This window comes from Arthrobacter sp. H5, from assembly GCF_000520595.1.
Classification (GTDB): Bacteria; Actinomycetota; Actinomycetes; order Actinomycetales; family Micrococcaceae; genus Arthrobacter_D.
In genome coordinates this window covers 104,845-120,875 of the sequence record NZ_KI915000.1, presented here as the reverse complement: position 1 = coordinate 120,875, position 16,031 = coordinate 104,845, and the positions used below count along the sequence as shown (strand labels likewise).

The following is a 16,031-nucleotide window of genomic DNA, read 5'->3' as shown; positions in this document are numbered from 1 at the left end:
AGAGTCCGGGTCCTCAGAGTCCGGTTGTCGACCAAGCGAAGCGCGCGGAGACACGGTCACCGGTCCTGCGTTAAATGTGCCGTGCCGCCCGATGGGCACAACCATGGGAGTCCCCGATACGGGGTCCGGCAGCACCCTCGACCGCAACCCGAAGATACTGTCGACGTTTGCCTCCGTGACCACCTCGGCCGGGGTGCCCTCCGCCACGATGCGGCCGCCTTTCATGGCGATCAGGTGGTCGGCGTAGCGCGCCGCGAGATTCAGGTCATGCAGGACGATGGCCACCGTGGTGCCTGCCCTGCGGTTGAGGTCGGTGATGAGGTCCAGCACTTCGATCTGGTGGGTGACGTCGAGGAACGTTGTTGGCTCATCCAGCAGGAGTATGTCGGTCTGCTGGGCCAGCGCCATGGCAATCCACACCCGCTGGCGCTGCCCGCCGGAGAGTTCATCCACGTTCCGGTCGATAAGTTCCAGCGTGTCGGTGGCCTGCAGAGCGGAAGCGACGGCGTCGTCGTCCTCTGGTTTCCACTGTCTGAACCAGCCCTGGTGGGGGTAGCGGCCGCGGCCCACGAGATCGGCCACCGTAATCCCGTCCGGTGCCACGGGTGTTTGGGGAAGCAGGCCAAGGGTTCTGGCGACGGCGCGGGTGGACAGCGAGTGGATGTCCTTCCCATCCAGCATGACGGTGCCCGCAGCGGGTTTCAGCAGGCGCGCCAAGCCGCGCAGCAGCGTGGACTTGCCGCACGCGTTCGCACCGACAATCACCGTTACCTTGCCGGCCGGGAGCTCCACCGAGAGTCCTTCGACCACAGTGCGTTCGTCATAGGACAACGTCAGGTCTTGCGCCTCTAATGACATTTCAGCCTCCTTGGCCGGAACGGTTGGACGTTACCAGCAGCCAGAGGAGGAACGGAGCGCCGAGCACACCCGTGATCACTCCGACCGGCAGGGAAACGTCTGGAATCAGGTTGGCCCCGACAAAGTCGGCGGCAAGAACAATAGCGGCGCCGGTCAGACCGGCGGCCACCAACGAATTGTGTCCCGTGAGGATCCGGCGGGCAATTGGGCCTGAAAGGAAGGCTATGAAAGCAACGGGCCCGGCGGCCGCCGTAGCAACAGCCGCCAGTCCAACCCCCACAATGATCAGGCCAAGCCGCGACCGTTCCACCGGAACGCCGAGGCCAGCCGCGGTGTCATCCCCGAGTTCCAGGCCGCGGAGGTTGCGGGAAAGAGCGGCAACGGCCGGAAGCAGTACGGCGAGTGCCAGGACCAGCACAGTGGCCCGGTCCCAGTTGCTGGAGTTGAGCGACCCGTTCAGCCAGATCAGGGCTTCACCTGCAACGGTGATGTCTGTGCGTGTCAGCAGAAAGTTCACGCAGGCGTGCAACACCGCCGAGAAGCCGATGCCCACGAGGATCAGCCGATAGCCGCCTACTCCTCCACGGCGTGAAATAGCGTAAATGGCCAGTGCAACAGCCAACGCACCCAGCAGCGCCGCACCGGAAACCACCAGCCCCGAGGCGCCGAACAACACAATCGCCGCGACGGCCGATGCGCTGGCTCCGTAGCTGATTCCGATGATGTCGGGGCTTGCCAGCGGATTCCGCAGCATGGTCTGGAAGACAGCCCCGGCCACGCCAAACGCACAGCCCACCAGCACGCCAATGACCGCCCGCGGAAGCTTGTTTTCCATGACAATGAAACTGGCACCGGGAATGTCCGCTCCGCCAAGGATGCGGAAAAAGTCCGGAATGGTCACCGTATAGCGGCCCAGCAGGACAGTGACGGCGAACAGCACAAAGATCAACGCAGCCAGTGCGGCCAGTTTCCTTCTACGCGCAGTGCCCTGCTGACCGCGGGCCGAAGCGATGATGACCTCAGTGGTGGCGGCGCTCACAGCTGGGCCAGCTTCCGCCGACGCACCAGCCAGATGAAGACCGGCGCTCCGATGACCGCCGTCATGATGCCAACCTGGACCTCTGCTGGAGGCAGGATCACGCGGCCGATGATGTCCGCGCCGAGCAGCAGCATGGGCGCGAAAACCAGCGAGAACGGAAGAATCCAGCGGTAATCGGGGCCGGTGAACGCCCGGACCAGGTGCGGTATCACCAACCCCACAAATGCTATGGGCCCGGCAACAGCAGTGGCAGCACCACAGAGCACGACGACGCCGAGGGCAGCGACTGCCCGCGACAGCGCAACCTTCTGGCCGAGTCCGCGGGCAATATCATCGCCCAGTGAGAGATTGTTCAGCACCCGGCCGGTAAGCAGCGTCAGGACAAGGCCGGCAGCAAGGAACGGTACAGCCGGCAGAATGATGTCCCAGCCACGCCCGGCCACGGACCCCACCTGCCAAAACCGAAAACTGTCGAACGTCTGCCTGCTGGATACCAGCACGGCGTTCATAAGGCTGCTCAGCCCGGCCGTGAGTGCGGCGCCCGCGATCGCCAGCTTAATGGGTGTAGCGCCCTCCCGCCCCAGACTGGCCACGGCGTAGACGAGGGCGGCTGCGGCTGCGGCACCGACAAATGCAAACCAGATGTAGCCGGTGACCTCGGTGACCCCGAGAACGTAGATTCCCAGCACCACGGCGAGCGCGGCACCCGCGTTGACCCCGAGGATGCCGGGGTCGGCGAGTGGATTGCGGGCAACTCCCTGCATGGCTGCACCGGCGACTCCCAGGGCTGCACCAACCAGGAGCCCGGTCACAGTGCGTGGAATTCGCGAAAGAACGACGGCGTGATCACCGTTGGCGGGGTCGAACTGCGTGAGTGCCTGAATCAGGGTTTCAAAGCTGACGGCCCGGGCACCGAAGGCCAGGGAAGCACTACTGATCAGTACAAGCACGACGACGGCGGCCAGTAGTTTCCAGCCGCGGTGCACCTTGACCGACTTGCCGCCCGGAACCGCCCGGGGGCTCCTCACAGGAGCAGCTACAGCATCAACCGCCACGCACGCCTCCCTTGGTCCTGTTCCGACTTAAGTAAGGCTAGCCTATGTTTCCCGGGATTAGGAAACGCTTCTGTTGCCTAATTATCAGAACGGTCGCTCGGGTATCAGACGGGCGGGGTGCCGTCCCCAAAGGGCCTCGCGCCCAGCCGCTCCCGTCCGTGCGCGCTGTGCCAGTTCGCCAGATCGGGTCCCTTGGGCACGATTCCGGTGGGGTTGATGTCCTCGTGGACCACGTAATAGTGCTTTTTGATCTGGTCAAAATCCACGGTGTCGCCGAATCCGGGTGTCTGGAACAGGTCGCGGGCGTAGCCCCACAGTGCCGGCATCTCGGTGAGTTTGTTGCGGTTGCACTTGAAGTGCCCGTGATACACCGGGTCAAAACGCACCAGCGTAGTGAAGAGCCGCACGTCGGCTTCCGTGATGGTGTCACCCACCAGGAACCGCTGTCGCATGAGCCGTTCTTCCAGCCAGTCCAGGGCCGCGAACAGACGGTCGTATGCGTCGTTGTACGCCTCCTGCGAACCGGCGAACCCGCAGCGATAAACACCATTGTTCACTTCGGTGAAAACGCGCTTGTTGACCTGTTCGATCTCAGCACGCAGTGCTTCCGGGTACAGGTCCGGGGCTCCCTCGCGGTGGAACTCCTGCCATTCAGACGAAAAGTCGAGGGTGATCTGGGGGAAATTGTTGGTCACCACAGCACCCGAGCGAGTGTCGACTATTGCAGGCACAGTAATCCCCTTGGGGTAATCGGGATCCCGCCTGAAGTAGGCATCCTGCAGCCGCTCTATGCCAAGAACCGGGTCCTTGCCGCTGGGATCCAAGTCAAACTTCCAGGATCGCTTGTCATGGGTGGGTCCGGGGGTGCCCAGCGAAATGGCGTCCTCAAGTCCCAGCAGCCGCCGCACGATGATGGCGCGGTTCGCCCAGGGACATGCCCGCGCGGCGATGAGCCGGTAGCGGCCGGCCTCGACGGGAAATCCGTCAGCGCCGTCGCGTGTGATCCGGGTTTCGATGTAGGCGGTGTCGCGTGTGAACTCTTGACCGGCGTCGACGTAGCTGCCGTTGGTGCTGTTCTCGGAATCGCTCATCTGATTACCTTAATCCTCGCTGGTGGCCCGGACCGCTTCATCGACTCTCCCCAAAATGACCTTCTCAACCCCAAAATGAAGCTGAAAGGGTCATTTTGGGGAGAGTCGATGGGTTAGTTGGACAACGCCACCAGCAACGCCGCACAAGCTTCTTCGCACCTGCGGCAGTGTTCGGCGCAGATGCGGCAGTGCTCGTGCATGCCGGCGTGCCGCTCGCACTCGTCAGCGCAGTTACGGCAGGCTGCGACGCAGGCCTCCAGAAGTGGCCGCAGCACAGCGGTATGGTGTCCGCCCTGCCGTTGCAGCATCCGTGCCGTGGCCAGACAGATGTCCGCGCAGTCCTGGTCGGTGCGAATACAGTGCCGCAGTTCCTCAATGCCTTCTTCCGCCAGGCAGGCGTCGGCGCAACTGCCGCACACGGCAACGCAGTCCAGGCATGCCTTGATGGCCTGCGCCAGTTGATCAGCCGGAAGGTCACCGGCCTGCTTGGGGTGGGCGTCGATCATGCTCTTAATGTGGCTCATGACTTACTCCGTTCCTTTTGTCTTCCGTATTTTCTGCGAAGTTCCCGGCCATTCTCAATGTCCATGAGCTCCTTGTCCCGCTTCTTTCGGCTCTGCTTGGTGTCCCGCGGCGGCAACTGGATGGTTTCCTCGGCTTCAATACCTGCCTGCAGTTGGCGCCCCCGCTCAAGCTCGGCGTCGAACTCGGCGCCGAACAGCAGTGACAAATTGATCAGCCACAACCACAGCAGCAGGACTATCACGCCGGCGATCGCTCCGTAGGTTGCGCCGTAGCTGCTGAAGTTCGCCACGTAGAACGCGAAGCCCGTGGTGGTCACCGCCATGACCAGCAGGGCAATGAATGCGCCCAGACTAGTCCACTTGAACTTTGGCTGCTGCAGGTTGGGTGACCAGTGGTAAAGAAGTGCAATCATCACGACGGCGAATGCCACCAGCACCGGCCACTTGGCTATGTTCCACACCAGCAGGGCCGTTGCACCAAGCCCGATGGCGTTGCCCACCGACTCCGCCACCGGCCCGGAAAGCACCAGCAGTAACGCCATCAGCACCACAAGCAGCAGCACCACCACCGTCACGCCAAGCATGGTGGGGCGCAGCTTCCAGAACGGGCGGCCCTCCTCCACCTCGTACACGCGGTTCATGGCCCGGCCAAACGCGCCAACATACCCGGAGGCGGACCACACGGCGCCCAGAATGCCGACTACAAGGGTCAGCCCCGCCGTGGACGACGAAGCCAGCTGCTGCACCGTTGATTCAAGTAGCGCAGTGTCGGCGCCCGGCGCCACGCCGTCAACAATGGTCACCAGCTGAGCGGTGGTCGCTTCAACCTGACCCACCACACCGAGGATGGATACCAGAGCCAGCAGTGCCGGGAAGATCGAGAGCACCGCGTAATAGGTGAGGCTTGCCGCGATGTCGGTGCACTGGTCCTTGCTGAATTCCCGCAGCGTCCTTTTGAAGACATACCCCCACGCTGGCCGACGGATATCCGTCGGATCGTCAGGTTTGCGCGGATCATCCGGAGCGGGGCTGACTGCCGCCTTCGCCTGCGTGGCCGCTTCAGGAGAATCAGCGTCGGCAGGGCTCTTCTTGTTCATGGTGCCTCCCGGTAACGTGCTCCCCCAACGGAACCATAAGGATACTTACTATGGCAATAGGGGTTCAACAGTTTACTGTTGACTGAGGTCCGCAAAATCGCCACGGCGCTCTGAGTGCGGTCCAGCCACTGCAGGCACGGCACTGACGATAAAAGGACTCAACTTCATGCGAATAGCTGTCATCGGGGCAACGGGAAACGTGGGCACGGCCTTGCTGCGCCGGCTACGGCTCGCGGCCCAGGAAGATCCATCGATCAGCATCGTCGGAATCGCGCGGCGTCTGCCGTCCACGGACCAGGAGCCCTATTCCGGCGTCGAGTGGCACAGCGCCGACGTGGGCACCGACCGTGGCCGCACCAACCTGACTACTGCGCTGGAAGGGGCTGACGCCGTCGTACATCTGGCCTGGGCAATCCAGCCGAACCGCGACGAAGCAGCGATGCACCGGACCAACGTCATTGGCACCCAGAATGCGCTGCGCGCGGCGGCCGACGCCGGCGTAAGGCACTTTGTCTGCGCCTCCTCCGTGGCTGCCTACAGTCCCGCGCCTAAGGATGAGACGGTGGACGAGACCTGGCCAACCAGCGGGATCGCGTCCTCCCACTACAGCCGCTTCAAAGCCGCACAGGAGGAGCTGCTGGACGAGTTCGAGACGAACTACCCCGAGATTCCCGTTGCGCGGCTTCGGCCCGGGCTGAGCTTCAACACCGAAGCAGGCAGTGAAATAGGCCGCTATTTCCTCGGTCCGCTTGTACCCAAGGGGCTGGTGAAGCGGCTGGGGCTGCTGCAGGTGCTGCCCATTCCCGCCCAGCTTGTCTTCCAGGCGGTGCACGTTGACGACGTGGCCCAGGCCTACTGGCTGGCCGTCAGCCACCGGGCCAGCGGGGCCTTCAACATTGCGGCAAACCCGGTGCTCACCCCGGAGCTGGTTGCGGGCATCCTTGGCGCGCGCCGTGTGCTGAATATCCCGGTTCCGCTCCTGCGTTCCCTGGTGGCGGCGTCGTGGACGCTGCGGTTACAGACCACCGATCCCGGCTGGATAGACATGGCTGCCCAGGCTCCCGTCATGAATACCGACCACGCGCGCGCGGTGCTGGGCTGGAAACCGGAGTACACCTCGATTGACGCCATCCGGCAAGTGCTGGACGGCATAGACAGCGGATCGGGGCTGAAAGGCTCGCCACTGCTGCACCCCAGCAAATAGCCGGGCTGGAGGCTTACTCCTTCACCGCTCCCGCTGAAGCGTTCATGATCCGTTTCTGGAAAATGAAGAAGACGATGGCCACCGGAATGGTCATCAGCGCGGCTGCGGCCAGCTTCAGCGGATACTGCGTGCCCTGGCTCAGTTGACCGGACGCCAGCTGGGCCACGCCCTTGGTGAGAGTGGTGAGCGCCGGGTCCTGCGTTGAAATGATGAAATGGTTCAGCTCGTTCCACGATCCCTGGAAGGACAGGATCACAATGGTCATGACCGCTGGCCGCGCCATGGGAAGCACTACGGACCAGAACGTGCGGAACGTCCCTGCGCCGTCAATCCGCGCCTGTTCCTCCACGCTTGCCGGGATGGATTCAAAGAAGTTTTTCATGATGAACACGCCGGCGGCGTCGGCGAGCAAGGGCAAAATCATGCCGGTGTAGGAGTCATACATGCCCAACTGGTTGATCACCAGAAACTTGGGAATCAGCAGTACAACACCCGGTACCGCCATCACCGCCACCAACAACGCAAACACCAGTGCGCGGCCGCGGAAATTTATCCGCGCCAAGGCGTAACCGGCCAGGGAGTTGAAGAACACCCTGCCGAGGGTCACAAACACCGTGACAATGAAGGAGTTCATTCCCCAGATGGGGAAGTCCGAATTGGCGAACAGTTGGTCATACGCCGCGAAGGTCCAGTGCTGCGGCACCAGGCCTAATGGGTTTTCCGCGGCTTCGGGTTCGGACTTGAAGGACGTGGCCACCTGCACCAGGAACGGAAAGATATAGATCAGGGCCAAAGCTATGAGCACGCCATAGGAGATCCATGCGCCGCGGGTGACCTTCCTGCGACGGTTCGACGGCGGCTTGGGCGCCTCGGTCTCGGGGGCGGGTGCTGTTGCGGTGCTCATCTGCTGTTCCCCTCGCGATTGCCATTGTCAGTGCCTGTGCGGCGTGCGTGCTTCTCGGCTGAGGCTTGCGCGGCCATTGACTGTGGGTTGGCACCCACGGGCACCATCCGCCGTCGTTTTGGTATGTCTTTTTCCCGGAGCGCCCAACGCTGCAGCAGGGTGAGGACCACAATGATCCCAAACAGAATGAAGGCGATGGCGGCGCCCTCTCCCCAGCGCTGATTATTAAAGGCCGAGTTGAAGGACAGATAGGCAGGCGTGAGCGTCGTTTTTCCGGGACCGCCCTGGGTGCCGGTGTAAATCTGGTCGAATACCTGCCAGGTGCCGATCAACCCGAGCGTCAGCACCGTAAAGAGGGTGGGACGGAGCATGGGCAGCGTGACCTGCCAGAACCGTTGCCAGCCGCTGGCGCCGTCCACCATTGCCGCTTCCTGCACCTCGCCGCTGATGTTCTGCAGCGCGGCAATGAACAGGAGCATGAAGGTGCCGGACGTGGTGAAGATTGCCATCAGGACAAAAGCGCTCATGGCCACGGATGGCCCGGCCAGCCACTCCCACCCGGAAATCCCCAGGAAGCCCGGCGACTGGAGTGCCTCAGGAGCCTGTGACACGCCAAAGACGGACAGGACTATGTGGATCACGCCGCGGGGATCCTGGAACCAGTTGGGGCCTTCCACCGCAAAGAAGGAGAGGACCTTGTTGACCACGCCCGTGGCGCTGAAGAGAAAAAGCCACAGCACCGTAATGGCCACGGAGCTGGTCACCGAAGGGAAATAGAAGGCGGTGCGGAAGATCCCGCGGCCTTTGAGTACCTGCTTGTTCACCATCACGGCGAGGAACAGTGCCAGGGCAGTCTGGAGGGGAACCACCAGCAGCACGTAGTAAAAGTTGTTGCGGATGGACGTGCCGAAGTCGCGGGCAGCCAGGCCCTCGCCACCCAGGATGGCACTGTAATTGCTGCCGCCGATGAAGTTGACATCTCCGGACAACGGGCTGCCGCGGCCGGTCCAGTCGGACAGGCTGACCCACGCCGCCATGAGCACCGGGATCACCAGAAAAAGTCCCAGGATCACCACTACCGGGGCGATGAACAGCCACCCGGCCAGGCCCTGTTGCCCCTGGATGCTTGTGCGTTTGCGCTTGGGTCGCTGCGCTGGCGGAGACCCTACGGGTTTGGATACCGTTGTGTTTGCCACGTGAACCTCATTGTTTTGGCAGAGCGTTGTGAAGGTCCGCGGCAGCGCCCGTCTTGCGGGCCGGACGCTGCCGCGGGATCTGGGGCGGGCGTTAGCCCGCGAGTGCGGCTTCCATGTCACCCTGGACGCTGTCGAGGATCTGCTGGGGGTCACCGGTCTTGATCGATTCGAGCTGTGCGTTGAGCTCGGTCAGGACATCGATGGTTCCGGGCGCCGTGGGAAGGTTCTGTGCGTACTCGCCACCGGCAATGAATGGTGCCAGGTCCGGGTACTCCGCGGCCCATTCCTCGGCAACCGACTGGATAGACGGCATCACACCGAAGGCTTCTGCGAAGCCAAGCTGGCTTTCAGCGGACGTCAGGTGCTCAACGAGCTGCTTGGCGCCCTCGATGTTGTCGCTGTCCGCAGCGATTCCCCAGCAGTTGGTGAACTGAAGCGTGCCCTGGCCGGCAGGGCCGGCGGGAAGCTCCGCAATCTGGTAGTCAACGTCCGGGAAATCGTTGGTCATGGCGCCTGCTATCCAATTACCCTCGATGACCATGGCCGCCAGGCCCTTGCCGAATGCTTCGCCGCCCCAGCCAGCACCAAGCTCAGATGAATAGGAGGCGACGCCGTCGTTCATCATCTGCTTCACGTAGGTAAGAGCCTCAACGTTCTCCGGGCTGTTCACGGTGGCTGCGCCGTCCGTCACCAGACCGCCGCCTGCCTGTGCGGCGAACACGCCAAGCCGCTGGAACTCGGGGCTGAAGCCCAGACCAACAGTTCCCTCGGTGGTCAGCTGCTCAGCGACAGCGGCGAGCTCTTCCCAGGAGGTGGGGATGTCGTCGTCGGTCAATCCCGCTTCCTCCCACATGGTGGTGTTGATGACGAGCCCCAGAGTGGAGAAGTCCTTCGGTGCGCAGTAGAACTGATCCTCATAGGTGAAGGCTTCCTTCAGTGCGGGATAGTAGTCATCTTTGTTCGTGAGGTCGTCGCCGTACGGTTCCAGGGATCCGTTCGCCGCATAGCCGGCGAGCGCGTCGGTCGAGAGATAGAACACGTCCGCGGGCTCGCCGGAGGCAAAGCCCTGGCTGAGCTGCTGGGTCAGGTCGGACGCCACGTCAACGGAGGCGTCCATGCCCGATTCGCCGGCCCAGGCATCCACCGCTGCGTTGACCGCGTCGGTTTCCGCGTCACCGGAGGAGCCGATGAGCACGCTGATGGGTGCATCACTCGGTCCGGCGGCGGGGTCAGCGCCCTCGTCGGCTGACTCGGAGAAGCCGGAGCCTCCACAGGCGCTCAGGGCGAGTGCCGCTGCCGCCGTGGCGGCGACGGCCATCTTCTTTCGGATTGTCGTAGGCTTGCCAGTCTTCATTGTCTGATTCCTCATATTGATGTGGTGGTGATTGAACGGTTAGATACTGCTGAATGAGTACGGCGTGCGCTGGGTCAGTGTTGGCTCCAGGAGCAGGTGCTTCCTGGGCTTGTCACCGCCGTCGCGTCCGCCGGACAGATGGTGGGTTAGGACCGCGATGATGTGGCGCGCCGCGTCCTCGATTGGCTGGGCAACACTGGACAGCCCGACGGCGGCAGCCACCGGGGTGTCATCGAACCCGATGACTACGGGGGTTTTCTGCTCCGGCAGGAGTTGGCGCAGCTTGGCTGCTGCACCGAGCGCCAGCGAGTCACTGGCGCAGACGACGGCGGTTGCCCCGGCTTCAACGAGGCGCTCCGCTCCCAGCGCGCCTGCCGCGACGCCGTCGTCGGCCTGGATGTCCAGTCCCTTTGTGGCCAACCGTGCGTGGTGCATGGCTCGGCGCCAACCGGCGCGGCGGTCATCTCCCGCGCCGGAACCAACGGGCCAACCGAGGAAGCCAATGGATGTGTGGCCCTGTTCGATCAGCAGGCGGGTGGCCTGTTCGGTGCCTGCGCCTCCGTCCACGTCCACCCAGGCGTGGCGTGAAGTGAAAGGGTCCTCGATGCTGCTCCATGGACGGCCGAACGCTGCGAACGGAACATCGTTGTCCAGCAGCCAGGCCGTGCGGTCATCGCCGTAGTGGGTACCCGTGAGCACAAAACCGTCGAGGTCAGCCACGTTGAGCAGCTCCTCATACTGGCCGATTTCATCCGCATCCGAGTCGGCGCAGAACAGTGTCAGCCGGTAGCCGTCCTGCTGGGCGGCCTCCGTCAATGCGTGGAGGAAGCGGTCCAGAATGGACCCGTTAATGCCGTCCACCACCGGCATCATGCGGATGCCAAGGTTCATGGAACGGCGGGTGCGCAGTTGCCGGCCGGCGGCGCTGGGGCGGTACCCGCTTTGCTCGATGGCGCTCTGCACGCGGAGTCTGGTCTCAGGCTTCACCCGGTGCGGGGCATTGATGACATTGGAGATGGTCTGCCTGGACACCCCAAGTGACTCCGCCAGACTTACCAGCGTGGCCTTGGCCATGCGCACCTCCTTGATCAAAGTTCACGTCATCTCTGTACAATAATATGAACGTTCAAATATGATGTCAACAGTAAATTTGAACGATCTAATAACGAACTCGGCGAGTAGTGTCGAGGAACCGCACCAAACCCAAGGAGATTTACGTGGCGCACTTACAGCCCTTCCTGCACAACCTCACCGGCGTTTTCAGTGCGCCAGTCCAGGCATGGGCAGACCCGCAGGGGCAGATCCGCGGCGTCGGCGCGCAGGGAATCCACTGCGGTGATGACCGCGTTATCAGCGACGCCGTACTCACCGTCAACGGTGTGGAACCGGAGTGGGTCTCCACCCAGGTCCGCTCTGCAAGCCAGGTCGACTACCTTTACTTTGTGCGGATCCAGTCCCCCGTGGCCGACCCCCTGATGTATCTGACACGGACACGCACAGCCGATGCCAATGGAATCAGCGAGAGTATCCGGATTGAATCGGCCTACAGCTTCCTGGTTCATCTGGACGTGCAGTGTGCGCTCACGGCTGACAGCACGCCGATGGAGAAGGTCAAGTCCGGGGCGGCCAACACTGTGGATTTGGGGCTGACCGGTCCTACGTGGAACTGGCGCGGTCCCGCTACCTCCGCCCAGCTCGATGCGCCGGGCGCCGGCGCGGACTACAACGGCAACCGCATCCAGCTGACGTGGATGGTGGATGTGGAGCCAGGCGGCGCCGTCGTGCTTCCCTGGCGTCTTGACCTGAGCGATGCCGCCGCCCCCATGGTTGCTCCGCACAGTGCGCCGCTCGCGGCGCCGGTAGTGACGGAACAGCGTCTTCGGCAACTGGTGGACCGATCCATGTCAGACCTGAACGGTCTCCGGATGGCAACAGCAGACCGGCCGCAGGACACCTTCCTCGCGGCCGGGGCACCGTGGTTCTTCACAATGTTTGGGCGTGACTCGCTCATTGCCGCGCGCCTTTTGCTACCAGTGGATACTGCCCTGGCGGGTTCTACGCTGCGGGCATTGGCCTCGCGGCAGGGTGATTCGAGCGATCCTGCCACGGCCGAACAACCGGGAAAAATATTGCACGAGGTGCGCCGGGGGACGCTCTCCTTCACCGAGGGAACCAGCGGCATTGCGCTGCCACCGGTCTACTTTGGCACCATCGACGCAACCCCCCTGTGGATCTGCCTGCTGCACGATGCGTGGCGGGCCGGGCTGCCCGCAGTCGAGGTGGAGGGGCTGCTGGACCATTTGGAGGCGGCACTTGTGTGGTTGCGCGACCACGGCGACTCCGACGGCGATGGCTTCCTTGAGTACCTCGACACCAGCGGGCATGGGCTCGCCAACCAGGGGTGGAAGGATTCGGGCGACTCGATCCGCTGGCATGACGGAACGCTGGCCGACGGCCCGATTGCCCTCGCAGAGGTACAGGCTTACGCCTACGAGGCGGCCCAGGGCGGCGCCGCGCTGCTCGAGGCGTTTGGGCGACCAGGCGCTGACAACTGGCGCGGGTACGCGGAAAAGCTTGAAGTTCGGTTCCGTGAGGCTTTCTGGTGCACCGATGCCCAGGGGCCTTACCCGGCCATCGCCCTGGATGCATCCAAGCGCGCCGTTGACGGCGTGACCAGCAACATGGGTCACCTGCTGGGAACCGGGATCCTGAACGAGGCAGAGAAGGAAGCAGTGGTCCGCAGACTGATGGACCCCACCATGTTCTCCGGCTACGGCATCCGCACGGTATCCACCACCAATGGCGGTTACTGGCCTACCCGCTACCATGCCGGATCGGTCTGGAGCCACGACACCGGCATGATCATCAGCGGCATGCTCAAGGACGGGTTTGTGGATTCAGCGGCGATGCTGGCCGGTGGCTTGCTTCGTGCCGCCGAAGGGTTCGACTGGCGACTCCCCGAACTTTTCTCGGGACATTCCGCGGACGAGATGTGGCCGCCGGTCCCCTACCCCGCCTCCTGCAGGCCGCAGGCGTGGGCAGCGGCGTCGTCGATTCCCATCGCACAGGCGTTGGGCGGCCTCTAAAACGCATCGGGTGGCTCAGCGCGAGGTGACGCCTTCCCGCTCGTCCATGACATCCTCGTCCGGCCCGCTGAAGTCGCTTCCGCGGCGGTCTGCCTGGGGTGAACCGCTGAAGAGGCGTGCGTCGGACGCGGGGGGCGCGGCGTCGTCGTCGTTCGCTTGGTTGATCGCCGACGACGACGGCGCCACCGCCTCCCAGCGCTGGCGCGGCAGCGCGTCGGGGAACCGGGTCTGGATGAAGCCCACCATCTCCTCGCGGACGAGGCACTGAAGGTCCCAGAGTGCGCCGCTGTCGGCGGCGCTGACCAACACGCGGGCACGCACCAGGCCGTCGGTGGCCTGGGTGATCTGCAGGGTGCCGGTGCGGCGGTCCCAGAGGTCGGAGCGGTCCAGAATCAGCTGGAGATGGCTGCGCATCTGCTCAATCGGAACCCGCCAGTCGAGGTCCAGGTCAATGGTTCCCAACAGTTCGGAGCGGCTGCGCGTCCAGTTCTCGAAGGGTGTGCTGGTGAAGTAGGTGGACGGCAGGATCAGTCGGCGTTCGTCCCAGATCTGCACCACCACGTAGGTGAGCGTAATCTCTTCGATGGTGCCCATCTGTTCCTCGACCAGCACCACATCCTCCACCCGGATGGCGTCGGTGAAGGCCAACTGCACGCCAGCAAACACGTTGCTCAGCGTGCTCTGGACCGCCAGGCCCGCGACGATCGAAATCAAACCGGCGGACGCAAGAATCCCTGCGCCAAGCGCCCGGACCTCATCGATCGTGAGCAGTACGCTCGCCAGCGCCAGCGTGATGATCACTGCCACGCCCACGCGGCGGGCCAGCATGATCTGGGTTTTCAGCCTGAGTCTCCGGCGGTGGTCTTTGGTCTCGGCGCTGTACTTTCGGAGCACCAGGGCTTCGACAATCACCAGTAGTACGGCGAGCAGCCATGCCAGCGATCCAATCATGCCCAGCACCAGGATGTAGTCCACAACGGGGAACCAAGGGGTGTCCGGCGCCGTCATTGCCAGGGCCACCCGTGTACCTGCGATGGAGAGCACCGCGATGAGCGGCCCACGCGCCCTGCTGGTAACCGCTTGTACTTGAGGGACCTTGCGGAGCGTGCGTGCAGCCACCCGGCGGATGATCCAGGCGAGCACGACAGCTGCAACCACCGCACCTGCCACGGCAACCAAGGGTGCGATCGTGTTGAGAAAGTCCATGGTCCTACGGTGTCAGAGGGTACCGGGGGTGTGTCCAACCGGTGCCCGTATTCACACGTGGCATTCAGCCTTGCACGCCTTAGTACAGGAAGATGTCAAACCATTCCCGGTTGTGCGCGTGGATGAGAACCAGGAACAGCACAAAGTCGAAGAGCAGGTGCACACTGACGATGTAGCTGAGCGACTTGGTCTTCTTGAAGATCCACGCCTGCACCAGCGCAAACGGGTAGATCATCAGCGGGCCCCAGGCATGGAAGCCAAGTTCCCAAAGGAAGGACGTGAACAGCACAGCCTGCAGCAGGTTCGCCTGCCAGTCCTGCATGTGCCTCCGCAGCAGCGTGAACGCGGTGCAGATGAAGAACAGCTCGTCCCAGATACCCAGCACGTTGGTCCCGAGGAACAACCGGGCAACGGTGTCAGGGTCCGACGCCGCAGGCCAGTTTTCAAAGACGCCGGTGGGAATCATGTAGACCGGGAGCAGGAAGAAGCCGATGACGACGACGGCGAGCAGGTACCAGCGCTCGGTCCTGGTCCACTTTTGTCCAGTGAGGACGGGAAAGCGGATCGCGTGATCTTTGAAGACCCACCGCGACAGTGAGTAAGGCAGGCCGACGGCAATAATCATTGCCGCGCCCATGAGCGTCATGTGGCTGAAGCTGATGTCCGTGGTGATCGGGACCGCGCTGATCGCCGCCAGGCCAATAGCCAGGAGCAACAAGTCCTTGAAGAGTTGCCTGCCGGTGAAGTAGGCAGTGACCAACGCGACGGCCAAAATGGCGTAGCCAATCAGCCGCTGCTCCAGCGCAAACATCACAAACCCGGAAAGGGAGATCAACACCGCCGGGATGAGATTGAGCGTGCTGTGTCTGGTGGCCAGCTGCGGGTCCTGCACTTTGCTCATACCATCGAGATTACCCGCCTTGAATCCACCAGGCACCTGCCCGGGAACTCCACCCGATGCTCCGGACCGGGCAAGATGGGGTTCATGACATACGACGTTGATGTTCTGGTGATCGGCGGCGGGCCCGCGGGCATGGCCGCAGCGGTCCGTGCGGCAGAGTTGGGAGCGCGGGTGGCCGTCGTCGAGCGCGCCAGGCTGGGTGGCACCTGCATCAATTCCGGTTGCGTGCCCACCCGGGTCCTGGCCAAGACCGCCAGGCTGTACCGCGAGGTTCGAACTGCGCGCGACTACGGCATTGTGGTTGGCGAGCCGTCCGTCGACTGGCCGCAGCTTGTGCGGCGGGTTCGGTCCACCGTGGACCGGGTGCTGGAAGCCAAGGGTTACAGCGCCGTTATGGCACGGTTAAACATCGAACTTATCCAGGGAAACGCCGTCTTTACCGATCCGCACACCGTGGATGTTGGCGGGCGGCTCGTTACGGCTGGATCGTTTGTTTTGTGCGTGGGCGGCAGCGCT

14 protein-coding genes and 1 pseudogene are annotated in these 16,031 nt (G+C 63.3%); 3 read left to right on the top strand and 12 right to left on the bottom strand.

Annotated features, from left to right (window positions below; translation table 11 throughout):
- Nucleotides 1–81: 81 nt before the first annotated feature.
- The 6 genes and pseudogenes from Y708_RS24935 to Y708_RS0113200 all read right to left on the bottom strand — a co-directional run.
- Nucleotides 82–858: pseudogene (locus Y708_RS24935) on the bottom strand (ABC transporter ATP-binding protein); the annotation flags it as partial.
- A 1-nt stretch (nt 859) separates the two neighbouring features.
- On the bottom strand, nt 860–1,825 hold the full coding sequence (locus Y708_RS0113220; protein ID WP_253905815.1) for a FecCD family ABC transporter permease: 966 nt from the start codon (nt 1,823–1,825) through the stop codon (nt 860–862).
- 68 nt (nt 1,826–1,893) lie between these two features.
- Nucleotides 1,894–2,925: a FecCD family ABC transporter permease gene (locus Y708_RS0113215; protein WP_253905814.1), complete on the bottom strand. Its 1,032-nt coding sequence runs from the start codon at nt 2,923–2,925 to the stop codon at nt 1,894–1,896.
- 131 nt (nt 2,926–3,056) lie between these two features.
- Complete coding sequence (locus tag Y708_RS0113210) at nt 3,057–4,043, bottom strand: glutathione S-transferase family protein (RefSeq protein ID WP_028280308.1); 987 nt, start codon at nt 4,041–4,043, stop codon at nt 3,057–3,059.
- A 113-nt stretch (nt 4,044–4,156) separates the two neighbouring features.
- Entirely contained in the window at nt 4,157–4,567 is a 411-nt protein-coding gene (locus Y708_RS0113205) for a four-helix bundle copper-binding protein (RefSeq protein WP_028280307.1), read from the bottom strand.
- Nucleotides 4,564–5,664 carry a YihY/virulence factor BrkB family protein gene (locus tag Y708_RS0113200; RefSeq protein WP_028280306.1) on the bottom strand — a complete coding sequence of 367 codons (1,101 nt, stop codon included), beginning with the start codon at nt 5,662–5,664 and terminating at the stop codon, nt 4,564–4,566. Before Y708_RS0113200 ends, Y708_RS0113205 begins: the two co-directional genes overlap by 4 nt.
- A gap of 166 nt (nt 5,665–5,830) precedes the next feature.
- Here Y708_RS0113200 and Y708_RS0113195 point away from each other — a divergent pair, with 166 nt between their 5' ends.
- Nucleotides 5,831–6,868 carry an NAD-dependent epimerase/dehydratase family protein gene (locus Y708_RS0113195; protein ID WP_028280305.1) on the top strand — a complete coding sequence of 346 codons (1,038 nt, stop codon included), beginning with the start codon at nt 5,831–5,833 and terminating at the stop codon, nt 6,866–6,868.
- 13 nt (nt 6,869–6,881) lie between these two features.
- On the opposite strand, the gene Y708_RS0113190 is transcribed toward Y708_RS0113195, so the two are convergent.
- From Y708_RS0113190 to Y708_RS24925, 4 genes are all read right to left on the bottom strand, one after another.
- Nucleotides 6,882–7,772: a carbohydrate ABC transporter permease gene (locus Y708_RS0113190; RefSeq protein ID WP_028280304.1), complete on the bottom strand. Its 891-nt coding sequence runs from the start codon at nt 7,770–7,772 to the stop codon at nt 6,882–6,884.
- Complete coding sequence (locus tag Y708_RS24930; protein WP_051478996.1) at nt 7,769–8,896, bottom strand: carbohydrate ABC transporter permease; 1,128 nt, start codon at nt 8,894–8,896, stop codon at nt 7,769–7,771. The genes Y708_RS0113190 and Y708_RS24930 overlap by 4 nt, the downstream gene beginning before the upstream one ends.
- A gap of 163 nt (nt 8,897–9,059) precedes the next feature.
- Nucleotides 9,060–10,322, bottom strand: a complete 1,263-nt coding sequence (locus tag Y708_RS0113180; RefSeq protein ID WP_081746786.1) for a sugar ABC transporter substrate-binding protein — start codon at nt 10,320–10,322, stop codon at nt 9,060–9,062.
- A gap of 39 nt (nt 10,323–10,361) precedes the next feature.
- Entirely contained in the window at nt 10,362–11,396 is a 1,035-nt protein-coding gene (locus Y708_RS24925) for a LacI family DNA-binding transcriptional regulator (protein WP_035776252.1), read from the bottom strand.
- 143 nt (nt 11,397–11,539) lie between these two features.
- On the opposite strand from Y708_RS24925, the gene Y708_RS24920 reads away from it, so the two are divergent.
- Nucleotides 11,540–13,408, top strand: a complete 1,869-nt coding sequence (locus Y708_RS24920; RefSeq protein WP_035776250.1) for a glycogen debranching N-terminal domain-containing protein — start codon at nt 11,540–11,542, stop codon at nt 13,406–13,408.
- Between the two features lie 15 nt (nt 13,409–13,423).
- Here Y708_RS24920 and Y708_RS0113165 read toward each other — a convergent pair whose 3' ends face one another.
- Together Y708_RS0113165 and Y708_RS0113160 are read right to left on the bottom strand one after the other, a co-directional pair.
- Entirely contained in the window at nt 13,424–14,614 is a 1,191-nt protein-coding gene (locus Y708_RS0113165; RefSeq protein ID WP_028280302.1) for a mechanosensitive ion channel family protein, read from the bottom strand.
- Nucleotides 14,615–14,693: 79 nt separating this feature from the next.
- Nucleotides 14,694–15,515 (bottom strand): CPBP family intramembrane glutamic endopeptidase, encoded by an 822-nt coding sequence (locus Y708_RS0113160; RefSeq protein WP_035776248.1) that lies wholly within the window; start codon nt 15,513–15,515, stop codon nt 14,694–14,696.
- Between the two features lie 84 nt (nt 15,516–15,599).
- Here Y708_RS0113160 and Y708_RS24915 point away from each other — a divergent pair.
- On the top strand, nt 15,600–16,031 hold a 432-nt coding region (locus tag Y708_RS24915), incomplete at its 3' end, for an FAD-dependent oxidoreductase (RefSeq protein WP_155853862.1).